Origin of the sequence: Pantoea sp. YR525 (assembly GCF_900116775.1) — a bacterium.
Lineage (GTDB): Bacteria > Pseudomonadota > Gammaproteobacteria > Enterobacterales > Enterobacteriaceae > Pantoea > Pantoea symbiotica.
Genome location: NZ_FPBU01000002.1, coordinates 239180 through 263803, shown reverse-complemented (window position 1 = coordinate 263803; position 24624 = coordinate 239180). Strand labels below are relative to the sequence as shown.

General features: G+C 52.7%; 22 protein-coding genes. 10 read left to right on the top strand and 12 right to left on the bottom strand.

The window, feature by feature from the left end; genetic code table 11:
• Positions 1-140 precede the first annotated feature (140 nt).
• Both fadD and rnd read left to right on the top strand, forming a co-directional pair.
• Complete coding sequence (gene fadD / locus BM323_RS04715) at positions 141-1817, top strand: long-chain-fatty-acid--CoA ligase FadD (RefSeq protein ID WP_139221401.1); 1677 nt, start codon at positions 141-143, stop codon at positions 1815-1817.
• A 98-nt stretch (positions 1818-1915) separates the two neighbouring features.
• Entirely contained in the window at positions 1916-3037 is a 1122-nt protein-coding gene (gene rnd, locus BM323_RS04710) for a ribonuclease D (protein ID WP_091003294.1), read from the top strand.
• Between the two features lie 55 nt (positions 3038-3092).
• On the opposite strand, the gene minE is transcribed toward rnd, so the two are convergent.
• Genes minE through minC form a run of 3 tightly spaced genes read right to left on the bottom strand, consistent with a single transcriptional unit; the run spans position 3093 to position 4922 of the window.
• Positions 3093-3362, bottom strand: a complete 270-nt coding sequence (gene minE / locus BM323_RS04705; RefSeq protein WP_007889661.1) for a cell division topological specificity factor MinE — start codon at positions 3360-3362, stop codon at positions 3093-3095.
• 3 nt (positions 3363-3365) lie between these two features.
• The gene (minD, locus tag BM323_RS04700; protein ID WP_007889662.1) at positions 3366-4178 is read right to left on the bottom strand and encodes a septum site-determining protein MinD; all 813 of its coding nucleotides are present in this window, start codon (positions 4176-4178) and stop codon (positions 3366-3368) included.
• Positions 4179-4211: 33 nt separating this feature from the next.
• A complete protein-coding gene (gene minC, locus BM323_RS04695) occupies positions 4212-4922 on the bottom strand; it encodes a septum site-determining protein MinC (RefSeq protein WP_008110384.1) in 711 nt (236 codons plus the stop codon).
• 153 nt (positions 4923-5075) lie between these two features.
• Between minC and BM323_RS04690 the strand changes: the two genes are divergently transcribed.
• The 3 genes from BM323_RS04690 to BM323_RS04680 all read left to right on the top strand — a co-directional run bounded on the left by BM323_RS04690 (position 5076) and on the right by BM323_RS04680 (position 6789).
• Positions 5076-5351, top strand: coding sequence for a YcgL domain-containing protein (locus tag BM323_RS04690; RefSeq protein WP_007889664.1), 276 nt, complete (start codon positions 5076-5078; stop codon positions 5349-5351).
• A gap of 267 nt (positions 5352-5618) precedes the next feature.
• Entirely contained in the window at positions 5619-6278 is a 660-nt protein-coding gene (locus tag BM323_RS04685) for a fumarylacetoacetate hydrolase family protein (RefSeq protein WP_008110383.1), read from the top strand.
• 64 nt (positions 6279-6342) lie between these two features.
• Positions 6343-6789, top strand: coding sequence for a YcgN family cysteine cluster protein (locus tag BM323_RS04680; RefSeq protein ID WP_008110381.1), 447 nt, complete (start codon positions 6343-6345; stop codon positions 6787-6789).
• A 40-nt stretch (positions 6790-6829) separates the two neighbouring features.
• Here the strand turns inward: BM323_RS04680 and dsbB are convergent, their stop codons facing one another.
• Positions 6830-7360 carry a disulfide bond formation protein DsbB gene (gene dsbB / locus BM323_RS04675; RefSeq protein WP_008110379.1) on the bottom strand — a complete coding sequence of 177 codons (531 nt, stop codon included), beginning with the start codon at positions 7358-7360 and terminating at the stop codon, positions 6830-6832.
• Between the two features lie 320 nt (positions 7361-7680).
• On the opposite strand from dsbB, the gene fadR reads away from it, so the two are divergent.
• The gene (fadR, locus tag BM323_RS04670; RefSeq protein WP_008110376.1) at positions 7681-8400 is read left to right on the top strand and encodes a fatty acid metabolism transcriptional regulator FadR; all 720 of its coding nucleotides are present in this window, start codon (positions 7681-7683) and stop codon (positions 8398-8400) included.
• 36 nt (positions 8401-8436) lie between these two features.
• Here the strand turns inward: fadR and BM323_RS04665 are convergent, their stop codons facing one another.
• Complete coding sequence (locus tag BM323_RS04665) at positions 8437-9972, bottom strand: SpoVR family protein (protein ID WP_008110374.1); 1536 nt, start codon at positions 9970-9972, stop codon at positions 8437-8439.
• 494 nt (positions 9973-10466) lie between these two features.
• Between BM323_RS04665 and BM323_RS04660 the strand changes: the two genes are divergently transcribed.
• Both BM323_RS04660 and dadX read left to right on the top strand, forming a co-directional pair.
• Positions 10467-11768, top strand: a complete 1302-nt coding sequence (locus BM323_RS04660) for a D-amino acid dehydrogenase (protein WP_008110371.1) — start codon at positions 10467-10469, stop codon at positions 11766-11768.
• 21 nt (positions 11769-11789) lie between these two features.
• Complete coding sequence (gene dadX / locus BM323_RS04655) at positions 11790-12860, top strand: catabolic alanine racemase DadX (RefSeq protein ID WP_008110370.1); 1071 nt, start codon at positions 11790-11792, stop codon at positions 12858-12860.
• Here the strand turns inward: dadX and BM323_RS04650 are convergent.
• The 6 genes from BM323_RS04650 to yeaG all read right to left on the bottom strand — a co-directional run bounded on the left by BM323_RS04650 (position 12853) and on the right by yeaG (position 21577).
• A complete protein-coding gene (locus BM323_RS04650) occupies positions 12853-14046 on the bottom strand; it encodes a multidrug effflux MFS transporter (RefSeq protein ID WP_008110369.1) in 1194 nt (397 codons plus the stop codon). The two genes, dadX and BM323_RS04650, sit on opposite strands and share 8 nt — an antisense overlap.
• Positions 14047-14159: 113 nt before the next feature.
• Complete coding sequence (gene wbaP, locus BM323_RS04645) at positions 14160-15626, bottom strand: undecaprenyl-phosphate galactose phosphotransferase WbaP (RefSeq protein WP_008110368.1); 1467 nt, start codon at positions 15624-15626, stop codon at positions 14160-14162.
• 377 nt (positions 15627-16003) lie between these two features.
• Positions 16004-16237 (bottom strand): DUF1480 family protein, encoded by a 234-nt coding sequence (locus tag BM323_RS04640; protein ID WP_008110367.1) that lies wholly within the window; start codon positions 16235-16237, stop codon positions 16004-16006.
• Positions 16238-16315: 78 nt separating this feature from the next.
• Positions 16316-18043 carry a potassium/proton antiporter gene (locus BM323_RS04635; protein ID WP_008110366.1) on the bottom strand — a complete coding sequence of 576 codons (1728 nt, stop codon included), beginning with the start codon at positions 18041-18043 and terminating at the stop codon, positions 16316-16318.
• A 230-nt stretch (positions 18044-18273) separates the two neighbouring features.
• The gene (locus tag BM323_RS04630) at positions 18274-19551 is read right to left on the bottom strand and encodes a YeaH/YhbH family protein (protein WP_008110365.1); all 1278 of its coding nucleotides are present in this window, start codon (positions 19549-19551) and stop codon (positions 18274-18276) included.
• Positions 19552-19642: 91 nt separating this feature from the next.
• Positions 19643-21577: a protein kinase YeaG gene (gene yeaG, locus BM323_RS04625; RefSeq protein ID WP_008110364.1), complete on the bottom strand. Its 1935-nt coding sequence runs from the start codon at positions 21575-21577 to the stop codon at positions 19643-19645.
• Positions 21578-21985: 408 nt separating this feature from the next.
• Here yeaG and BM323_RS04620 point away from each other — a divergent pair, with 408 nt between their 5' ends.
• Together BM323_RS04620 and BM323_RS04615 are read left to right on the top strand one after the other, a co-directional pair.
• On the top strand, positions 21986-22735 hold the full coding sequence (locus BM323_RS04620) for a MipA/OmpV family protein (RefSeq protein ID WP_008110363.1): 750 nt from the start codon (positions 21986-21988) through the stop codon (positions 22733-22735).
• An 83-nt stretch (positions 22736-22818) separates the two neighbouring features.
• Positions 22819-23667, top strand: a complete 849-nt coding sequence (locus BM323_RS04615; RefSeq protein ID WP_008110362.1) for an aldo/keto reductase — start codon at positions 22819-22821, stop codon at positions 23665-23667.
• 23 nt (positions 23668-23690) lie between these two features.
• Here BM323_RS04615 and BM323_RS04610 read toward each other — a convergent pair whose 3' ends face one another.
• Positions 23691-24563, bottom strand: coding sequence for a D-hexose-6-phosphate mutarotase (locus BM323_RS04610; protein ID WP_091003297.1), 873 nt, complete (start codon positions 24561-24563; stop codon positions 23691-23693).
• Positions 24564-24624: the final 61 nt, after the last annotated feature.

Sequence of the window (24624 nt, the reverse complement as noted above, 5' to 3'; positions counted from 1 at the left end):
CGATGCGCGAAATTTAGTGATGCGCTTCGCAACCTGAAAATGCCGAAACAGGCAAACTGGTACAATCAGTTAAAATATTGTTAACAACATTGATTGTCGAGGCGGCGATGGCTACGCAACAAGATTATCGGGGTGATTCTTTGAATAAGGTTTGGCTCAAACGCTATCCGGCAGATGTCCCTGCGGAAATTAATGCGGATCGTTACGCTTCATTGGTCGAACTTTTCGAGCACGCAGCAGAACAATACGCCGATCAGGTGGCTTTCATTAATATGGGCCAGCCAATGACTTATCGGCAGCTGGAAAAGCAGAGCCGCGCCTTTGCCGCCTGGCTGCAGCAAGGTTTAGGTTTGAAGCAGGGCGATCGCGTGGCGCTGATGATGCCAAACCTGCTGCAATATCCCGTCGCGCTGTTTGGCGTATTGCGCGCTGGCATGGTGGTGGTGAACGTCAATCCGCTTTACACGCCGCGTGAACTCAAGCATCAGCTAGTTGATAGCGGTGCCAGTGCAATTGTCATCGTCTCGAACTTTGCCCACACGCTGGAAAAAGTAGTAGCCGAAACGCCGATCAAACATGTGATGCTAACGCGTATGGGCGATCAGCTGGCGCCGGTGAAAGCCACGCTGGTGAACTTCGTCGTTAAATACGTGAAAAAGCTGGTGCCGAAATACCATCTGCCGGGCGCGGTCCCGTTCCGCAGCGCCTTGTCGCAGGGCGAACAGATGACCTATCAACGCCCAACCGTGACCAATGACGATCTCGCCTTCCTGCAATACACCGGCGGTACCACCGGCGTGGCCAAAGGCGCGATGCTGACACACCGCAATATGCAGGCCAATCTGGAACAGACCAAAGCCACTTACGGCAAGCTGCTGCGTCCGGGCAAAGAGCAAGTGGTGACCGCGCTGCCGCTCTACCACATTTTTGCGCTGACGGTGAATGGGCTGCTGTTCCTCGATCTTGGTGGTACCAACCTGCTGATTACCAATCCACGCGATATACCCGGCTTTGTCAAAGAGCTCAGCAAGTTCCCGTTTACCGCCATCACCGGCGTGAACACTTTGTTCAATGCGCTGCTGAATGATGCCAACTTCAATAAGCTCGATTTCTCCACGCTGCGCCTGTCAGCGGGCGGCGGCATGGCGGTGCAGAAAGCGGTCGCCGAGCGCTGGGAAAAACTCACCGGACACTATCTGCTGGAAGGTTACGGCCTAACCGAGTGTTCGCCGCTGGTGTCAGTGAATCCGTATGACATTACCTGTCACACCGGCAGCATTGGTTTGCCGGTGCCGTCCACCGATGTGCGCATCGTCGATGATGAAGACAAAGATGTAGCGCCAGGCGAACCGGGAGAGTTGTGTATTCGCGGTCCGCAGGTGATGACTGGCTACTGGCAGCGTGCCGATGCGACCGATGAAGTGCTGAAAAATGGCTGGCTGCATACCGGTGATATTGTTACCGTTGATAGTGAAGGCTTTATTCGCATCGTCGATCGTAAGAAAGACATGATTCTGGTGTCAGGCTTTAACGTGTATCCTAACGAGATCGAAGATGTGCTAATGCAGCACGAGAAAGTGCGTGAAGCTGCGGCGATTGGTGTTCCCAGCGATCTGTCGGGCGAAGCGGTTAAAGTGTGCATCGTGAAGAAAGATCCATCACTGACTAAAGAAGAGGTGCTGGATCACTGCCGTCGCCAGCTCACCGGCTACAAAGTGCCGAAGATTATCGAGTTTCGTGACGAGTTGCCAAAGACCAATGTAGGCAAAATTCTGCGTCGCGAATTGCGTGATGAGGCGAAGCGAGAAGGGCAGTAATGCGCCATTCTCCTCAGGTTAACGCCGGCACAGTCCGGCGTTTTTATTGCTTTTAACATGGAGCGCTGCGCGTAGTTTGCCGCAGCGAGAAAGACAACGTGAATTACACTCTGATCGACCAAAATGACCAACTGGCCGCCGTTTGCGAAAAAGCACGCCAGCACGCCGCAGTGGCGCTGGACACCGAATTCGTGCGTACCCGCACTTACTATCCGCAGCTCGGCCTGATTCAGCTGTTTGATGGCGACCAATTGATCCTGATCGATCCGCTTAATATCAGTGACTGGACGCAGTTTGTGGCGTTGCTGCAGGATAAGCAGGTCACTAAATTCCTGCACGCCGGTGGCGAAGATCTGGAAGTGTTCCTGCATCGTTTTAAATGCCTGCCCGATCCGATGATTGATACGCAAATTCTGGCGGCCTTTAGCGGCCAGGCGCTGTCGTGGGGTTTTGCCTCGATGGTGATGCATTTCAACCAGATTGAGCTGGATAAAAGTGAGTCGCGTACCGATTGGCTGGCGCGTCCGCTGACCGAGCGTCAATGCGAATATGCCGCCGCCGATGTCGCCTATCTGCTGCCGATTGCCCATAAGCTGGTGGCGCAAACCGAAGAAGCGGGCAATATGGCGGCGGCGTTAAGCGAATGCAATTTGCTGTGCCAGCGTCGCCTCGATGTGATGCAGCCGGAAGAAGCCTGGCGCGATATCATCAATGCGTGGCAACTGCGCCCGCGTCAGCTGGCGGCGTTGCAGCGTCTGGCCGCATGGCGTTTAAACATCGCGCGTCAGAAAGATATGGCGGTGAACTTCGTGGTACGCGAAGAGAATCTGTGGAAAGTGGCGCGCTTTATGCCAGGCAGCCTTGGTGAGCTGGATCATTTAGGTCTGAACGGCCATGAAATCCGCTTCCACGGTAAAGCGATGGTGGCGCTGGTGGCTGAAGCGCAGGCGCAGGATGAATCAACCTTGCCGCCGCCGCTGCCTAATCTGATCGATCATCCGCACTACAAGCAGGCGTTTAAAGCCATTAAAGCGCTGGTGCAACAGGTAAGTGAAGAGAGTGGTTTCAGCCAGGAACTGCTGGCTTCACGTCGCCAGATTAATCAGGTGCTGAGTGTACATTGGGGATTGAAAACCGCGTCGCGCACACCTGAATTACAGACAGGTTGGCGGGGCGATTTGTTGAAAGCGGGTATCGACGAGATTCTGCAGGCACTTTAACGCGAGCATTTTCCCCTGCGCAACACCGCAGGGGAAAATCAGGAAACCGCTTTAATCATTTAGGAACGTCTTCCGGCTCCGGCAGCGTTACGTTGAGCTCGAGGATGGAGATATCATCCCCTTTCTGATCCAGCTGAACGGTCACCATATCCGGGTCAATTTTTACGTATTTACAGATCACTTCCAAAATATCGCGCTTCAGCTGCGGCAGATAGTGGGGCTCACTGTCGCCCCTTCTGCGTTCGGCTACGATAATCTGCAGCCTTTCCTTGGCTATATTGGCTGTGTTCTTCTTACGGGATAAAAAGAAATCAAGTAATGCCATTGGTTATCCCCCGAACAGGCGTTTAAGGAAACCCTTCTTCTCTTCTTCAATAAAGCGGAAGGGGCGTTCTTCGCCAAGCAGGCGATCTACGGTATCAGCATAGGCTTTACCGGCGTCAGCGTTTGCGTCGAGGATCACCGGCTCACCCTGGTTAGAGGCGCGCAGGACAGATTGATCTTCCGGGATGACGCCAACCAGTGGAATGCGCAGAATTTCCAGCACATCTTCCATGCTCAGCATATCGCCACGGGTAACGCGGCCGGGATTGTAACGGGTCAGCAGCAGATGCTCTTTCACCGGATCCTGGCTATTCTCTGCACGACGGGATTTCGAAGAGATGATGCCGAGAATACGGTCGGAGTCACGTACTGAAGAGACTTCCGGGTTGGTGGTGATGATGGCTTCATCAGCGAAGTACAACGCCATCAGCGCGCCGGTTTCGATACCTGCTGGTGAGTCGCAGACGATAAAGTCGAACTCCATCGCCGCCAAATCGTTCAGCACTTTCTCAACGCCTTCACGCGTCAGCGCATCTTTATCGCGCGTCTGTGAAGCCGGCAAAATATAAAGCTGCTCTGTACGCTTGTCGCGAATCAGTGCCTGGTTCAGCGTCGCGTCACCCTGAATGACATTAACAAAGTCATACACCACGCGGCGTTCACAGCCCATGATCAAATCGAGGTTACGCAGGCCGATATCGAAATCGATGACGACGGTTTTTTTGCCTTTCTGCGCTAAGCCGGTGGCGATGGCCGCGCTTGACGTGGTCTTGCCAACGCCCCCTTTACCCGATGTAACTACAATAATGCGTGCCATAAATGTTGATTTCCTTAACGAAAGAAAAGGGGCTTAATTAAGTGTCTGAATGGTCAGCGCGCCATCTTGGAGACTCAGACGCGCCGCTTTACCAAAGAATTCCGCCGGAATGTGGTCCATCATCCAATATTCCCCGGCAATAGAGACCAACTCTGCGGCGAGGTTGGTGCAAAAAATCTGGCTGTCGCGTTGTCCACCGACGCCGGCCAACGCGCGACCGCGCATCATGCCGTAAATATGGATGTTGCCGTCGGCAACCAATTCGGCACCGGCGCTGACGCTGCTGGTGACGATGAGGTCGGCATTGCGCGCATAAATCTGTTGGCCCGAACGCACCGGCGTATTAATGATGCGGGTTTTACTGGCGGCTTCAGCGATCACTGCCGGAACAACCGGCGCGGCTTCAACCACAGGAGCCGCAGCCTGTTTGCGGCTCTCTTTACCTTCCGAAAGTACCGGCAAACCCGCGCGGGCAATCATTTTTTTCAGGGCTTCATCTTTGCAACCGCTGACACCGACGATACGCAGACCGGTCGCCATCACTGCTTGTTGCATCTGTTTCCAGTTAATGTCGCCGGTTAACGCTGAGACATTCAGCACTACCGGCGCATTCAGCAAAAAGGCAGGTGCCTGATCGATTTTGTCCTGTAGCGCCTGACGAATCACCTCGGGTTGCGAATGATGCAGATGAACGACTGACAGGGTAAAACTGCTTCCCTTGAATTCGATTGGCGTTTGCGACATCTGTGCTGACTCAGTCCTGTTTTACGACCCTTAAATGTACGCCGATAAAATCGGCAATAACATCAAACGGTCAATATTCGAAGTTCTGCAAGCATGTTATAGTTACTGCTATATTCAGGCAAGTGACGCCATCGGTTAATTCGAGTAAAAAATATGTTTTGTGTGATCTACAGAAGCCCGCAACGTGAACAGACTTATCTCTATGTTGAAAAAAAAGACGATTTCTCACGGGTACCGGAAGAACTGCTGCGTGGCTTCGGCAAACCCCAGCTGGCAATGGTGTTATCGCTGGATAAGCGTGACAAGCTGGCTAATGCGGATATCAATAAAGTTAAGCAAGGTTTAAGCGAACACGGCTATTATTTGCAAATTCCACCACCGGTTGAAAGTCTGCTCAACATTCATCTCGATCAGGGTAAAAAAGATTAATTCAGATTCATCTGTAAATATATCCTGTAGAAATAATCAGTGCTATTTGCGTTAATTAACTGCCCGCTTTAACACTTTATTGCGGGCAATTATCAAAGCGTTTAGCTGATTTTGTTGTATACGATTAACGACTTTTGACAATTTCCGCCACGCCAGCCGCCATAAACCCGCTAATATATTCCACCTCAGCCTGCCGCGTTCCGGCACTGAGCCAGACTTCATCGCCAGATGCACTGGCGGCAAACATAACCAAAGCAGGGGAATAGCATGTATCAGCATCGTAACTGGCAGGGCGCTCTGTTGGATTATCCGGTCAGCAAAGTGGTTTGCGTCGGCAGCAACTATGCGAAGCACATAAAGGAGATGGGAAGTGCCACGCCAACCGAACCGGTGGTGTTTATCAAACCGGAAACTGCGGTGTGCGATTTGCGCCAGCCGCTGTCGATTCCGGCAAATTTTGGTGAAGTGCATCATGAAGTGGAGCTGGCGGTGCTGATTGGCTCAACGCTGAAACAGGCGAGCGAAGAGCACGTGGCGAAGGCGATTGCTGGCTATGGCGTCGCGCTGGATTTGACCTTACGCGACGTGCAGGCCGGTTTGAAGAAAGCGGGCCAACCGTGGGAAAAATCCAAAGGTTTCGATAACTCGTGTCCGCTGTCGGGTTTTATTCCCGTTTCTGAGTTTAGCGGCGATCCTCAGGACACCGAACTGAAGCTGATTGTTAACGGCGAAGTGCGCCAGCACGGCACGACCGCCGATATGATCCACAAAATTTTGCCGCTGATTGCCTATATGAGCCAGTATTTCACCCTGCGCGCAGGCGATGTGGTGCTGACCGGTACGCCTGAAGGCGTTGGCCCGATGCGTTCTGGCGACAAGCTGGAAATCACGCTGGCCGGTCACGGTATTTCGACACGCGTTCTGTAAAACTTGCATCACCGCACCTGAACCTTTATAAGGTGCGGTCTCTTTGCTAACCCGGACCGCCATCATGACTGAACAACCTTTCTGGCAGACTAAACGCCTTGACCAAATGAACGACGCAGAGTGGGAATCCCTGTGCGACGGCTGCGGCCAATGTTGCCTGAATAAGTTGCAGGATGCGGACACCGACGAAATCTACTTCACCAACGTGGCCTGCAATCAGCTGAATATCAAAACCTGCCAGTGTCGTAACTACGAGCATCGTTTTGAGTTGGAAGAGAATTGCATCAAGTTGACGCGTGAAAACCTCACCAGTTTTGAATGGCTGCCGCGCACCTGCGCCTATCGTGTGTTAGGAGAAGGTAAAACCTTGCCGGCGTGGCATCCGCTGATCGCCGGTTCTAAAAAGGCGATGCATGCGCAGCGCATTTCCGTGCGTTTTATTGCGGTGCGTGAGAGTGAAGTGCGGGATTGGGAAGAGCATATTATCGATCGACCGGATCGCAACGGTTAAACATAGAACAGGCAGCCAAGGCTGCCTGTTTTGTTTGTGCTTAGCGTCCGAACAGATCGCGGCGTTTCGGTTTGAACGGTTGTGCAATCAGCACCAGCAGCGCCACCAGCAGATAAGCGGCAAAAATCACGATCATCCACTGCGGCATGCTCCAGGTCAGGAAGGTCCAGCCGCGCTCAGCGCAATCACCGCTCGCTACGAATACAGAAGGCAACCATTTATCCAGCGGCAACCAGGTTGGGAAACGCGCGGCAAAGTCGCAGGTGACAAACGGGTTGGGATGCAGTTGAATCATGGTGTGATCGTAAGCGAGGCGCGTGCCTTCAATTGCGCTGTAGATCCAGATGAGAATGGCCGCCCAGCGTAGCGGTGTTTTCGGCGCAATAGCGCCCACAATGCCCGCGCCCATCACGCCAAACAGCGCGCAACGCTCATAAATACACATTACGCAGGGTTGCAGCCCCATCACGTGCTGAAAATACAACGCCGTCAATTCAAACGCCAACGCCGTCAGGGCCAGCAGAAGCCAGGCACCGCGTCCACGCGAGCATTGATTCAAATATCGCAACATATTGCTTTTCCTGTAACCGTTAATGTTTCGCAGTGTAAACCAAAAGCGCAACCGTGCCAGCCAGGTAAGGGGAAAAAATCATGTACAAAAATGACTTAAGTCGCGTTGAGGCCAAAAAAGTGTCTGTTTAGCGCATGACCCGAAGAGCGCAAGCTGCAGACGCAGCGCAAACGTGTGCCTGACCGGGGAATTTCCTCTGAATTCACGGCTGAATTTTGCGCCAGCGCGCGCTTTTAATCGGTTGGCAGGCTATTTCCGCTATAGCCGCTCTGGTATGATGAGTCGCATTACGATAAAGAAAGCAACGAGAAATAAATGCTATGGTGATTAAGGCGCAGAGCCCCGCGGGATTTGCTGAAGAGTATATTATTGAAAGCATCTGGAACAGTCGTTTTCCGCCGGGATCCATTCTACCTGCCGAACGTGAGCTTTCTGAACTGATTGGCGTAACACGCACCACGTTGCGTGAAGTGTTGCAGCGTCTGGCGCGTGATGGCTGGTTGACCATTCAACATGGCAAACCGACGCGCGTTAACGATTTCTGGGAAACCTCCGGTTTAAACATCCTCGAAACCCTGGCCCGACTCGATCACGATAGCGTCCCGCAGTTGATTGATAATTTGCTGTCGGTGCGCACCAACATCTCGTCGATTTTTATCAGCCGTGCGCTGCGTCATCATCCAGAAAAAGCGCGTGAAGTGCTGGAGAATGCGCTGATCGAGGAAGATAAAGCCGAAGCCTATACCGAGCTCGATTATCGCGTGTTCCGCGGCCTGGCGTTTGCCTCGGGCAACCCGATTTATGGTCTGATTTTGAATGGCCTGAAAGGATTGTATACCCGCGTTGGTCGTCACTATTTCTCCAGCCTGGAAGCGCGTGAACTGGCGCGAAACTTCTATCGTCAATTGGCTGACCTGTGCGTGGCCAACCCATCGCAGGAGCAGATTGTCGATAGCGTGCGTGAATACGGACGCCGCAGCGGTGAGATTTGGCATAAGATGCAGAAAAGCATGCCGGACGATTTAGCCAGCAAGCGTTAAAAGAAAAACCGGACCTCAACAGTCCGGTTTTTTGCTTTAAAGCGTTGGGCCGCGCGCGGGTGAACGATCCAGCAACTCAACGCTGCCGTCTTCATTCTGCTGTTCAAGAATCACATCAAAGCCCCACAAACGATGCACATGCTTCAACACTTCTTTGCGGCTCTTATCGAGCGGCGCACGCTGTTGCGGCACATAACGCAGCGTCAGTGAGCGATCGCCACGTAAATCCACGTTGTAGACCTGAATGTTCGGTTCCAGATTGCTCAGATTGTATTGCGCCGACAGCTGCTGACGAATGGCGCGATAACCCGCTTCATCATGGATGGCTGCAATTTCAAGGAAATTGTTGCGGTCATCATCCATTACCGTGAACAGACGGAAATCACGCATCACTTTCGGTGACAGGAACTGGCTGATAAAGCTCTCGTCCTTAAATTCGCGCATGGCGAAATGCATGGTTTTCAGCCAGTCCGAACCAGCAATGTCCGGGAACCAGTAGCGGTCTTCTTCGGTTGGCGTCTGACAGATACGCTTGATGTCCTGGAACATCGCAAAGCCCAGCGCATACGGGTTGATGCCGTTATACCACTGACTGTTATACGGCGGCTGATACACCACGTTGGTGTGGCTGTGCAGGAACTCCATCATAAAGCGTTCCGACACTTTGCCTTCGTCATACAGATGATTAAGGATGGTGTAGTGCCAGAACGTGGCCCAGCCTTCATTCATTACCTGCGTCTGTTTCTGCGGATAAAAATACTGGCTAACTTTACGCACAATGCGCAGCACTTCACGTTGCCAGGATTCCAGCAGCGGCGCATTTTTTTCCATGAAATAGAGCAGGTTTTCCTGCGGTTCAGAAGGGTAGCGCGATGCCTCAATATGCACCGACTCCTTCTCTTTACGCGGCAGCGTACGCCACAGCGTGTTTACCTGACTCTGCAAATACTCTTCACGGCTCTGCTGGCGAGCTTTCTCTTCCTGCAGCGAAATTTTCTGCGGGCGTTTATAGCGATCCACGCCGTAGTTCATCAGTGCATGGCAGGAATCGAGCAGCCGCTCAACTTCCTCCACGCCGTAGCGCTCTTCGCAGTCGGTAATGTAGTTTCGCGCAAACAGCAGGTAATCCACGATAGAACTGGCATCGGTCCAGCTGCGGAACAGATAGTTATTTTTGAAGAAAGAGTTATGACCGTAACAGGCGTGCGCCATCACCAGCGCCTGCATCGTCATGGTGTTCTCTTCCATCAAATAAGCGATACACGGGTTGGAGTTGATGACGATTTCATACGCCAGGCCTTGCTGACCGTGCTTATAGCGCTGTTCCGTTTCGATGAATTTCTTGCCGAACGACCAGTGTGCATAGTTGATCGGCATACCCACGCTGGAGTAGGCATCCATCATCTGTTCGGAGGTGATCACTTCAATTTGGTGCGGATAGGTTTCCAGTCCGTAACTTTTGGCTACGCGGTCAATTTCCGCCAGATAATCATCCAGCAGTTCGAAAGTCCAGTCGGGACCATCACTGAGTCGTTTACTGTTGCGGGTTGGCTCGTCAAAGATTGTCGTCATAGCGCACCTCTGTTTTGCAAGCGGCAGGAATTACCTGTCACGATCGTTTAAGGCCTCATCCTGAGTAAAGATGGCCCAATAAAACTGAGCGAACACTTCAATGATAGTCCACTGTCGCCTATCCGAAACTGAATCTCAATCGAATTCTTTTGGCAGAAAATCATTCAAAAAGCGTTAGTTAAGTCGATACTGATGACAAATATTGGTTTTATTTTATTTGTCAGAACAATATTCTGTTTATAAGTGGATTGTATGACTGCGGCGCTTTCTCCTGAAAAAAGTCAAAACCGCTACCATCCGCATAATAAATTGCTGATTAAGGGATTTAAGGCATAAAAAATCCTGATTTTGGCTCTATTGCATGATTTCAGTGTGCAGCCAGGTAAAAAACATGTGAAATAAGTCGGTCGAATGTAAGATTTAAGTGGCGGTCGGGTTATGCTGTCTTGGGCTTGGTTAACAGTTAATTATTCTTTTGCTGCGACGAGGGGCTTATGCGCGTAGTGATTCTTGGTAGTGGTGTTGTAGGCGTGGCGAGCGCCTGGTATCTGGCGCAGGCCGGACATGAGGTCACGGTTATCGATCGTCAGCCTGCCGCCGCGCTGGAAACCAGCGCCGGTAATGCGGGGCAGATCTCACCGGGCTATGCCGCGCCTTGGGCGGCGCCGGGCGTTCCGCTGAAAGCGGTCAAATGGATGTTCCAGCGTCACGCGCCGCTTGCGGTTCGTCTCGATGGCAGTAAGTTCCAGCTGGAATGGATGTGGAATATGCTGCGTAACTGCGACATGCAGCACTATCAAGAGAATAAAAGCCGCATGGTGCGTATCGCGGAGTACAGCCGCGACTGCCTGAAAACACTGCGCGCCAGCACCGGCATCGCCTATGAAGGTCGTCAGGGCGGCACGCTGCAGCTGTTCCGTACGCAGCAACAGTTCGAAAGCGCCAGCAAAGATATCGCCGTGCTGCGCGATGCGGGCGTTCCCTATGAATTACTGGAAGCGCATCAGCTGAAAAATGTCGAACCTGCGCTGGCGGCGACGGCGCATAAACTCACCGGCGGTTTACGTCTCCCTAACGACGAAACCGGCGACTGCCAGCTGTTTACTCAGCGCCTGGCTGAAATGGCGGCGGCGGCGGGCGTGACCTTCCGCTACAACACGTCGGTTGATCAGTTGCTGCGCGAGGGCAATCGCATTTATGGCGTGAAGTGTGGCGATGAGGTGATCAAAGCCGATGCTTACGTGGTGGCGTTCGGTTCCTATTCCACCGCGCTGCTGAAAGACATCCTCGCCATCCCGGTTTATCCGCTGAAGGGTTATTCGTTGACCATCCCGATCAAGAACGCTGACGCTGCACCGGTTTCCACCATCCTCGACGAAACCTACAAAGTGGCGGTTACGCGCTTTGACGATCGCATTCGCGTGGGCGGCATGGCAGAAATTGTTGGTTTTAACACCAAACTGTTGCCGGCACGACGCGAAACGCTGGAGATGGTGGTCCGCGATCTCTATCCTGAAGGCGGGTTTGTCGAACAGGCCACGTTCTGGACCGGATTGCGTCCAATGACGCCAGACGGTACGCCGATTGTCGGGCGCACGCCGCTCTCCAATCTCTATCTCAATACCGGGCACGGTACGCTGGGATGGACGATGGCTTGTGGTTCCGGTCAGCTTTTGGCTGATTTAATTTCCGGTCAGAAACCGGCGATTGCCGCAGATGATTTGTCAGTGCTGCGCTACCTGCCAGGTTTTGAGCCACATTCTTCGCCGCTGCGTAACGCCAGCGCGGCGCGCTGAGACCTCAGGGAGAGTAAAAGCATGTCACGTCCAACCGGTGCCACCATCAATCAACAGGCACTGCGTCATAATCTGGCTGTCGTACGCCAGGCGGCACCGCAATCACGCGTCTGGTCGGTGGTGAAAGCCAATGCGTATGGTCACGGTGTGGCCCGCGTGTGGCAAAGTCTGGCCGAAACCGACGGTTTTGCGCTGCTGAATATGGAAGAGGCGATCTTACTGCGGGAGCAGGGCTGGAAAAAGCCGATCCTGCTGTTGGAAGGCTTCTTCCATGCCGATGATTTAGCGCTGATCGATCGCTATCGCCTCACTACCAGCGTACACAGCAACTGGCAAATTCAGGCGCTAGCCAAAGCGCAACTGTCGGCACCGGTCGATGTTTACCTCAAAATCAACAGCGGCATGAATCGACTTGGTTTCCGTCCAGAGCAGGCGCATGCGGCGTGGCAGAAACTGCGTGCTATGCCGAACGTCGGTGAAATGACGTTAATGGCGCACTTTGCCGATGCAGAGAATCCGCAAGGATTAGTTGAGCCGATGAAGTGCGTTGAACGGGCGGCGGAAGGGCTCGGATGCCCGCGTTCCTTGTCTAACTCAGCGGCTACGCTATGGCATCCTGAAGCGCATTTTGATTGGGTGCGTCCCGGCATTATTCTCTACGGTGCGTCACCGAGCGGTGACTGGCAGGATATCGCCAGCACCGGATTGCAACCGGTAATGACGCTCAGCAGCGAAATTATTGGTGTGCAGCAGCTGAATGCCGGTGAAGGCGTAGGTTACGGTTATCGCTATCACGCCAGCGACGCGCAGCGTATCGGTATTGTCGCCTGCGGTTACGCCGATGGTTATCCGCGTCATGCGCCAACCGGCACGCCAGTCAGCGTAGATGGCATCCGCACGCAAACGCTCGGCGCCATCTCCATGGACATGATGATGATCGATTTGGAACCTTGCCCGCAGGCCGGCATCGGTTCGAAGGTTGAGCTGTGGGGCAATCAGGTGAAGATCGATGAGGTGGCAAAAGCCGCCGGAACGGTGGGCTACGAGCTGATGTGCGCGCTCGCGCCACGCGTTCCGGTTGAGGTTATTTAAGCGCGGTCACGCGACCGTGCATCTTCTTGCTGCAGCGCCAGGCGGTCATGGCCAGCGCTGCACCCAGCAGCATCATCAATGCCAGTGACGATTTCTCCGCAACCGGCAATGCCACGATTGCCATGCTGCCGCCCGCACCACACGCCATCTGAATAAATCCCTGCAGTGCTGAGGCCACGCCCGCTTGCTGCTGATACGGCTCCAGCGCGTAGCTTGTGGCAGGACCGACCGTGAACGCCAGGCCAGCCACGGAAACCGCCACGGGAATCATGTACAGCGACCAATGGTTTTGCCACGCTGCCGGTAATAGCGTGGTGCCCATCATCAACAGAATCGCGCCGATCAACATGGTGGCGAAACCCATCGCCAGACAGAATGGACGTCCCGCTTTGCGAATGGTTTTGTTCACGAAAGCGCTAACCAGCATGATCCAAAAACCATTGGCGCCAAAGGCAAAGGAGAATTGTAGCGGCGTCAGGCCGCCTTCGGTCATCAGCACGTGTGGTGCCAGCGACACATAGGTCAGCACCATGCCTAGCGCGCCGGCATTGGCAAAAGCAAAGGCAAGGAAGCGCGGTTCACGAGCGATGGCAGCGTACTGCGCCAGCGGTAAACCTTTAACGCGCAATGTGTCTGCGGGACGCGTTTCCGGCAGCCACAGCATCACGATCAAGCCGATTACCACCGCATAGCCACACAGGAACCAGAACGGCATACGCCAGCCGTAGGCTTCAGCCAGAATCCCGCCAAGCAGCGGTGCCAGCGCAGGTACGATATTCAGCGCACCATTGAGAAAGCCGTAAGCGCGTGCGGCATCTTCGCCGCTGAGACGATCGCGCACGCCACTAAATGCCACCACCGCAGTGCAGCACACGGCACAGCCCTGAATGATGCGCGCAAGGAAGAACACCGGCCACAGTGTGCTGGTGGCGGCTATCGCGCTGCCAACGATGTAAAGCGCCAGACCAATCAAGGCGATCGGCTTGCGACCAAAATTATCCACCAGCGGACCGGTAATCAGTTGGCCGATGCCCATCACCAATAAAAACAGGGGAATTGTGATTTGGATAAGGCTCACCGGGCTATTAAGACCTTCGGCGATTTGCGGCAATGTAGGGAGGTAAAGATCAATGCCCAGTGGCGCCAGCAGCACCAGGCTAAGGAGTATTAAGGTGAATTTTTGCATTACGAACCGGACGACCTGTTAAACAATCCGGAAGGGTAATGACTCTTTGGGGAAAAAGAAAGGGATAAAAAAAGCGATGCCTGCCGAAGTGCACAGGCATCGCCTCGAGGGTATTAGTAAGCGCCGTCGCGACGGACCACTACGCCAGCGGTTTTGAACAGAATCGCAATGTCAGTCCACAATGCCCAGTTTTTCACGTACCAGGAATCGAAGTAAACGCGCGTATCGTAGTCGATGTCGTTACGGCCGCTGACCTGCCACAAGCCGGTCATGCCCGGTTTCGCCATCAGGTAGTAATCCACATCACCGGCATAACGCTCCAGTTCCGCTTCAATCACCGGACGCGGACCGACCAGACTCATTTCGCCGCGAATCACGTTCCACAACTGTGGCAGCTCATCAAGGCTGGTTTTGCGCAGGAAGTTACCAATTTTAGTCACGCGCGGATCGTTTTTCAGTTTGAAATCACGATCCCATTCAGCACGCGCTTCCTCGCTGGTCGCCAGCAGATTTTGCAGCACTTCCTGCGAGTTGGTCACCATCGAGCGGAACTTCAGGCACTTAAACTTCACGCCATCTTGTCCAACGCGTTCATGACCATAAATCGCGTTGCCGCCGTCACGTTTCACCATCGCACACAGCAGACCGAATACCGGACCGAGGAACAGCAGCAGCATGGATGCCACCACAATATCGAAGGTGCGTTTCAGGAAGCGTGAAGAGCGTTTTGCCAGGTTGTTGCTGACGCGTAAGATCATCACTTCATGGCTGAAGATGAATGACATGTCGGTGCCATATAGCGGCACGCCGCGCAGCGTTGGGATCACGGAAATCGAACGGCACTTCATTTTGGACAAGAACTTCAGCCATTTATCGCGCACCACTTGCTGCTCAAATTCGGTGGCTACGATAAATTGCGTGTTGTCACGGTCCATGGTTTGCCAGTTGATATCTTTCCAGGTGATAACCGGAACGCCATTCACTTTTTCGTGCTGTTGGTCGTCATCGAGTGAAATGAACGCCTGCACGTTGTAACCCAGGATCTCTTCGCTCTGCAACGCTGCATAGGCTTCCATGGCGTTTTTACCGGAACCAATAATGATGGTTTCCTTCTGCCACTGACCTGCACGATTGATCGCGCGTTTTACCACGGCACGCATCAGCGGCAGCAGCAGCAGGGCGTAAGTCCAGCTGAACACCCAAACCATGCGCGAGAAGTCCCATTTTGAAAAGGCAATCAGCGCCAGATCAAGCAGAGAGAAGACGAACAGGGTTTTAATCACTTCTTTCAATTCAAACCAAAATGGTTTGCGATAGGTGTAGTGACGCATACGCACCCAGAACCAGGCGGTGCAAAGAATAGAAAGGCTAAATTGGGCAATAAATCGGTATTCAATCTGCTGAGGCGGAATAAACGTATCCAGTTCGCCCCAAATACCTTGAACGGTGGCGGCAGATAAAAACAATGCCAGATTTAACGCAATTAAATCCGAGAAACTAAGTGCGACTTTTGCGATGAGGTTTTTGCGCAGTCCGCTCCACGAGCGGGTTGCATCATTCATTATCAAAGTACTTGCCATAAAACCTGCTCTCTTTTCTTAAGTAAAAGATGGCCTGACCAGAATCAAGTACGCGCTCAGGAGTGATCCGCTGAAAAGCAGAAAGAATAATTCTTTCAGCGATTTATAAGTCTGTGCTGCCATAAGCGCTGCAAGGAAAGGACCGTTTGAGACGTGATGCACGTCACGAAAAGCTGCAGCAACGTTTAAGAGTATGCAGGAGTTATTTGACAGAGTTAATATGGAAATAGTCTGAAAAGGAAAAAAATGACTAAAGAAATAATTGGCTATCTAATTGAAAAATATCGTTAAAAGTTAATTAATCGCGGATATAACGCTTCATTTTAAGACAACTTTTCGGAATGACCGCCATTTCCATCAATGGCGGCGCCAGCCAGTCAGGCAGGTTTTTTCAGTACCCAAAGATCCTGCTGCTTGTCATAGTGTCCGATTTGCAGATCGACAGCCTCTTCATCAATCCATGCCGGTACACTGGTATCCACATCCCAGCCGTCGAGTTGGTCACTCAGGCCGGGATTGGTATGGCAGGGAATACTCACAGTATCGCCATTGTCAGTATTGAACTCTGCATCAACAATTTCATAACGACCAATCTTCACCACGTGTCCCATTACATTCTCCCGTATTAACTGGGTTGAATAGTGAGCATAGTCGTTCACACGCAGTTTACGAGCGATAATGGCCTCGGATTATTCCTTGTCTTCCATTACGCGCACGCCGATTTTCACGATTTGGTTGTCTTCTTTTTCTGCCACCGTCCAGGTTAACTGGTTCCATTCCACCTGATCGCCAACCACCGGCGTGCTGCCCAGTAAACTCATCACCAACTGTCCTAACGACTGCTGATCGTTGGTTTGTTCATCCAACTCAAGCCCGTAGATTTGCGCTACATCTTTCAAGCGTGCCTCGGCATCGAGGATAAAATCGCCGAAGAAGCGTTGATCCAGCGAGACGGGCGGCGATTGGCTGAACATTTTACCCAATGCGGGGAGATCGCGTTCCCGGCCAATCACACACAGCACATCGCCTTCCTTCAGGCGCGTGTTGCCGTTGGGGTGCATCAACACATTGTCACGGAATAGAGCGGCGATGCGGGTTTCGCGGGGCATCTGCAAATCACGCAGCGCCGCGCCGACGCACCACTTGTCTGCGCCCAACTGGTAAATGAATTGCTCCCACGGATTCTCCGGATGGATGTCCAGTCCAACCCGGCTAATCGGCGAGGCGGTTGGCGGCACTACCACTTTGGCACGTTTGGCGGCATAGCCCAGCGACGTACCTTGCAGCATCAGCGATACCAGCACCACAAAGAAGGCGATGTTGAAATAGAGCTTGGCGTTTTCCAGTCCGGCCATCATCGGGAAGACGGCGAGGATGATTGGCACCGCGCCTCGCAAGCCCACCCAGCTGATGAAGATACGTTCGCGTCCAGTAAAGCCCTTAAAAGGCAACAGGCCCACCAGAATTGACAGCGGGCGCGCTACCAGAATCAACCACAGTGACAGAATCATCGCCGGCACCGCGATGTGCCATAAATCGGACGGCGTCACCAGCAAACCCAGCACAATAAACATGCCGATTTGGCTCAGCCATGCCATGCCGTCAAAGGTTTGCAAAATACCGTGGCGGTTGCGAATCGGGCTGTTGCCCAGCAGGAAGCCGCACAGATACACCGCCAGAATGCCGCTGCCTTCCATAACCGTGGTCAGCGCAAACACGATGATGCCGCCGCTCACCGCCAGCAGCGGATATAAACCCTGCGCGAGATTGATGCGGTTAATCAACTGCTGCAGCGCCCAACCGCCGCCAAGGCCTAATACGATGCCGAGACCAAACTGCTGCACCAGATGCACCACGAACATCCAGCTCAGACCTGACTGGCCTTGCTGGATCATGTCGATCAGCGTGATGGTGAGAAACACCGCCATCGGGTCGTTGCTGCCAGATTCAATCTCCAGCGTGGAGCTGACACGTTCGTTGAGGCCTTTATCACCCAGCAACGAGAATACTGCGGCGGCATCGGTGGAACCGATAATCGCGCCAATCAGGAAGCCCTGCATCAGGTCGAGCTTAAACAACCAGGCAGCGGCTACGCCGGTTAAACCTGCGGTGATCATCACGCCGACGGTCGCCAGCGATAGCGCCGGGCCGAGCGCTACTTTTAGCGAGGTCGCTTTGGTGCGCATACCGCCATCCAGCAAGATGATGGCTAAAGCCAGGTTTGAGACCAGATAGGCAACCGGATAGTTATCAAACGCGATGCCACCAATGCCATCAATGCCTGCCAACATGCCGAGCGCGAGGAAGATCACCAGAATCGGAATGCCAAGGCGCGAGGAAAAGGAACTGAGTAAAATACTTGCTGCTACCAGCACGGACCCAATAATAAACACACTGTAAATCATGCTGGTATTCAACGGCGTTCTCCTGCGGCGGGGCAAAAAAGACAAACTGCGGGGGATTCACACAGACAAGGTGAAAAGATAATGCCTTATCAATAGCTTGTCAGCGCTTAATTGCACATTTTTTCATTCTGTGGGGCCATATCCCATATACAGCTAAATTTGTATGAAAAAACAACAAGAAATGGCGGGAAGTGAGCGGGGCTGCTGCAAAGAAAAAGCCGGTCAGTGACCGGCTTATAGACTTAGGCTTCTGCAGCCTGCTTGTGGAAAAGTTCTCTAAATACTGGATAGATGTCTTCTGGCTCGCGAATATGTTGGATTGCGAAGTTATCAAACATCGCTTGCAGATGTTCGTACTCGCGCCATAAGGTCTGGTGCGCGCGGCGCGTGATTTCGATGTAGCTGTAATAACGCACAACCGGCAGAATATGCTTGGCTAAGATCTCGTGGCAGAGCGGTGAATCATCGGCCCAGTTGTCACCATCCGACGCTTGCGCCGCATAGATGTTCCACTGTGACGGGTCATAACGCTCTTTAACCACTTCATCCATCAACTTCAATGCACTGGAGACAATGGTGCCGCCGGTTTCCTGCGAGTAGAAGAACTCCTGTTCGTCGACCTCTTTCGCCTGAGTGTGATGACGAATGTAAACCACGTCGACGTTCTTATAAGTACGGCTCAGGAACAGATACAGCAGAATATAGAAACGCTTCGCCATATCTTTGGTGGCCTGATCCATCGAACCTGATACGTCCATCAGGCAGAACATCACGGCCTGGCTGGAGGGTTCTGGCCGCTTCTCGAAGTTTTTGTAGCGCAGATCAAATGTATCGATAAACGGCACGCGATCGATGCGCGCGCGCAGCTCGGCGATCTCTTTCCGTAAACGCTCCTCTTCCAGTAACTGCGCTGGTTCGCTGTTTTCCACTTCGGTTAACGTGGCTTCCAGTTCGTTTAGCATGCGGCGTTTACCTGCCGTCATCGCCGTACGACGCGCCAATGAGTTTTGTAGCGAACGCACCACGCTGATGTTGGCCGGCGTACCATTTGAGGTGTAGCCCGCGCGATGGGTTTTGTACTCGTTTAACTGACGATGCTGATTCTTACGCAGGTTCGGCAACGCCAAATCTTCGAACAGCAAATCGAGATATTCATCTTTAGAGATTTGGAAGACGAACTCATCCTGGCCTTCACCGTCCTGACTGGCATTGCCCTGGCCGCTACCACCGCCACCGCCGCCACCTTGCGGACGTTCAATGCGATCGTTTTGCACGAAATGGTCGTTCCCAGGATGAACGCGATGGCGACTGCCGCCACGGCCCTGATGGAAACTCGGCTCATTGATATCGTCAATTGGAATCGAGACCGATTCGCCGCTCTCGACATCGGTCACCGAACGCTTATTGATGGCCTCGGAGATCGATTGCTTGATTTGCGACTTATAACGGCGCAGAAAGCGCTGCCGATTGACGGCGCTTTTATTCTTACCGTTGAGACGCCGATCGATAAAATAGGCCATAAAAATCCCCCAAACTGCATTGCAAGCTTAGGCCGGGAAAACCCGGCCTCCTGTTACAGCACCGAAGCACCGCGACGCTTACAGATAACGATTATGAAGATTTACGCACGCGCAGATACCACTCGCACAGCAGGCGAACTTGCTTGCGGGTATAGCCTTTTTCCATCATGCGATCGACAAAATCATCGTGTTTTTTCTGCTCGTCCGTTGAGGTTTTGGTATTGAACGAAATCACCGGCAACAACTCTTCGGTGTTCGAGAACATTTTCTTCTCGATGACCGTGCGCAGTTTTTCGTAGCTGGTCCAGTTCGGATTGCGCCCACTATTCTGCGCGCGGGCACGCAGCACAAAGTTGACAATCTCGTTACGGAAATCTTTCGGGTTACTGATCCCGGCAGGTTTCTCGATCTTTTCCAGTTCGGCGTTCAGCGATTCGCGGTCAAACAGCTGTCCGGTGTCAGGATCGCGGTACTCTTGATCCTGGATCCAGAAATCAGCGTAGGTAACGTAGCGATCAAAGATGTTCTGACCGTATTCAGAGTAGGACTCCAGATACGCGGTCTGAATCTCTTTCCCAATGAACTCGGCGTATTTCGGAATCAGGTAGCCTTTCAGGTGCTCCAGATACTTCTCGGCTTGATCCTGTGGGAACTGCTCGCGCTCAATTTGCTGCTCAAGTACGTAGAACAGGTGGACCGGGTTGGCCGCCACTTCGGCATGGTCGAAGTTGAACACGCGCGACAGGATTTTAAACGCGAAGCGGGTAGAAAGGCCGTTCATGCCCTCATCAACGCCCGCGTAATCGTGATACTCCTGCCATGATTTGGCTTTTGGATCGGTATCTTTCAGGCTCTCGCCATCATAAACACGCATTTTTGAGTAGATGCTGGAGTTCTCCGGCTCTTTCAAACGCGACAGAATCGAGAAGCGGGCCAGCGTTTCCAGCGTACCCGGCGCGCATGGCGCAGTGGTCAACTCACTGTGATCCAAGAGTTTGTTGTAGATCTTGATCTCTTCGGAAACGCGTAAGCAGTAAGGCACTTTGACGATGTAAACACGGTCAAGGAACGCCTCATTGTTTTTATTATTACGGAAGGTGACCCATTCTGATTCGTTGGAGTGCGCCAGAATGATGCCGTTGAACGGCAGGGCAGAGATCCCTTCAGTACCGTTGTAGTTACCTTCCTGCGTAGCGGTTAGCAGCGGATGCAGCACTTTAATCGGTGCTTTAAACATCTCGACGAATTCCATCACGCCCTGGTTCGCGCGGCACAGCGCACCTGAATAGCCGTAAGCATCAGGATCGTTTTGCGCGTGATTTTCCAGTTTGCGGATATCGACTTTACCGACCAACGCAGAGATATCCTGGTTGTTCTCATCACCCGGTTCAGTTTTGGCAATCGCCACCTGCTCCAGAATAGACGGCCACACTTTCACCACTTTGAAACGGGTAATATCGCCGCCAAACTCGTGCAGACGTTTTGCCGCCCAAGGCGACATGATGGTGCCAAGGTAGCGCCGCGGCACGCCATACTCTTTTTCCAGAATATTGGCATCTTCCTGCGGGTTAAACAGGCAGAGTGGATGATCGTTTACCGGGCTGCGTTCGCCGTCGGCGCTTAGCACATAAATCGGTACACGCTGCATTAGCGCTTTCAGGCGCTCCGCCAGCGAAGATTTACCGCCGCCCACCGGGCCCAGTAAGTAAAGGATCTGTTTCTTCTCTTCCAAACCCTGCGCGGCGTGTTTCAGATAGGAGACGATTTGCTCAATCGCTTCCTCCATACCGTAAAACTCTTCGAAGGCAGGGTAGCGTCCCATGACGCGGTTGGAGAAGATGCGGGAAAGGCGTGGCTCTTGCGCAGTGTCAACCATCACCGGCTCACCGATGGCCATTAATAGTCGCTCTGCAGCGTTGGCGTATGCACTGCGATCCTGTTTACAGATGGCGAGGAATTCCTGCAATGAGAACTCTTCATCCTTGGCAGCTTCATAACGCTGACGATAGTGATCGAATATATTCATAGCGATGCCCGTCCTTTCGTTTTTAGCACAGGTAAAGGAGCGTAATAAAAGTTTGTAGCAGCTCCCGGAAGATATTCTTTATTGAGTACAGCAACCCTTATGCCAACCTGACGTTTTTTAATCGGGGTACACAATTCTTATGGTTACTCTGCTCGTACAAAAAAGTCTCGTCTTACATTTAACTGTAGAAGGCATTCAGAAAACCTGCAGCCACTTTTCTCCTTATTCAGCGATATATCAATAACAAAGTCTCATAAGCACCGAGGCAATCAACCTAAGCAGCGAGAGCGTTGCAGCCACTCAGATTATTTCCCTGTGCTGGTTAGAGAGCATCATTAAACGTTAACCGATAGCAAAAATTTGGTTAGACTCTGCGTGTGATTGTTATATTAATGGACTGATTAAATTGTGAACCAATTCAAACTTAAAGCGCTTGCTTTGGCTGTTCCTTGTTATTTTGCGGCGTTCGGCACTCATGCAGAACCCTTATCTCTCGGCGCTTCGGTCATTTACGCGCAGTCACCTTATCGGGGCGGACAAGACCGCTATCTGCCGATTCCGGTGATTAATTATGAAGGTGAAAACTTCTGGTTCCGCAGCCTGCAAGGCGGCTATTACCTGTGGAAAGACCCTCAGAACCAGCTGTCGCTGACCGTGCTGGGATCGCCGCAGGAGTACGATCCTAAAGACAACGATTTGGGTGATATGAAAGCGCTGGATAAGCGCCGTATGACGCTGATGGCCGGCGCCAACTATCGTCATGTGGCGGACTGGGGCATCGTGCGCACCACATTGCTGGGTGATGTGCTCAATAACAGCAACGGCATGATGTGGGATCTCACCTATTTATATCGCTTTAATTTCGGTGCTTTCAGCCTGACTCCGGGCATTGGCGCGCTGTGGAACAGCGCCAATCAGAACCGTTATTACTACGGTGTTTCCTCGCATGAAAGTGCGCGTACTGGCATCGCTGAGTACCATCCTGACGACAGCTGGTCACCGTATGTTGAGATGAACGCCAGCTACCAAATCACTGAAAGCTGGAACGCCAGCTTGTCAGGTCGTTACACGCGCTTCGACAGCGAAATTAAAGATAGCCCGATGGTCAATAAGAGTGGGCAGTACACACTCTGGACCGGTATCAGTTACAGCTTTTGATGATGAAATGAGCGCCTCATAATGAGGCGTTTTTCTTGCATTGCACCAATCCCGAGCCCCAATTTAGCGCAACAGGAGGAGTAATGAAGACCATTCAATTTCATGGTGAATTAGCTTTACCCGCCATCGGCCAGGGAACCTGGTATATGGGCGAGAATCCATCACTGCGCAGCCAGGAAGTTGCGGCATTGCAGGCGGGCTTAGATCTCGGCCTCAAGGTTATCGATACCGCTGAGATGTATGCAGAAGGTGGCGCTGAAGAGGTGGTCGGGGAAGCGTTACGCGGACGTCGCGATCAAGCCTGGCTGGTATCGAAGGTCTATCCATGGAATGCCGGAGAAGTTGACGCTATTGAAGCTTGCGAGCGCAGTCTGCGCCGTCTGCAAACCGATTACCTCGATCTTTATCTGTTGCACTGGCGGGGCAATGTGCCGTTAGAAGAAACCATCCGCGCGATGGAATCCTTGCAGCAGCAGGGCAAAATTCGCCATTGGGGCGTCTCTAACTTAGACCACGACGATATGCTGGAACTGTGGCATGAGCCCGGCGGCAAAGCCTGTTTAACTAATCAGGTGCTGTACCACTTAGCGTCGCGCGGTATCGAGTACGATTTATTGCCACAATGTCAGCAGCGCGAGATGCCGATTATGGCCTATTGCCCGTTGGCTCAGGCTGGACGATTGCGACAGGCGTTGTTTGAGGATCCGCATCTTCAACAGATTGCACAACAGAAGGGCATTAGCGTGGCGCAAGTGATGCTGGCCTGGGTGATACGTCAGCAGGGCATTTTAGCCATCCCAAAAGCTAGCAGCGTTGCACATGTGCAGCAAAACGCGGCGGCGCTTAGCATCAATCTGACGCTTGAAGAGCTGAGCATCATCGATCGGGCGTTTCCTGCGCCACTAACGAAAACCTCATTGGATGTGGTTTAGCGGCGCAACAGCGCCGCATCTTATTACTTTTTAACAATACGAATCGTGGTGCCCAAACGCGCAGGGGATTCGCCCGCGCTTTTCAACGGCTTGTTAATGCGCGCCGTTTCCACGCACACCATGGTTTTATAGCCTTCATTTGGCATATCACCCATGCTGCATGACAATTCCGGACCCGGATTCCACGTGACAACGTCACTCTGGTAGTGGTGATAGACTTCGATCTGACGTTTGACGGCTTTATCGTGAATCACGCTGCAGTCATCTGCTGCGGTGTGAATGCGATCCACGCGGTTAAGATAGGTCTGTTTGCCGTCTGATGCGCCAACCGCATTATCGTTAACCTTATCGATAAAGCTATTACCCAATCCGCTCACTTCGACCTGCGCGATATCTGCAATCTGGAAGTAGCTGTGCAACGCCGCCGTGGCTTCATAATCGCCGTAGGCTTCCAGCTCAATTTCACAATGTTCAGCAATACGGAAACGAGCGAGCAGGGTGAAGTCGTGTGGCCACAGCTTTTTAGTTTGTGCATTGCTTTCCAGCGTAAAAGTCAGCAATACTGCATCTTCATTTTCGTCATGGGCGGTCAATGTCCACGGCATGTTACGTGCAAAACCGTGTGCAGGTTCACCTGCCGGACCAAACCACGGCCAGCAGATAGGCACGCCGCCGCGAATTGCTTTGCCCGTGGTAAACGGCGTCTTTTCACTGAGCCAAATCACCGGCTGCTGGCCGCTCGGCTGCCACGAGAGCAGATGTGCGCCTTGCAGGGCAATCGCCGCACGTACTTTGGGATGGCTGATCACCACAATCGGCAAATCACCCAGCTGACGCTGTGACAGATAAGGGGTGATTTGATTCACTACCGGAAGGGTATAAAGCGTATCTTGCATGGTCAGACCTTCTCTTTATCCAGTCGAAAAAAAGGGGCGACCGAAGTCACCCCTTGTCTAT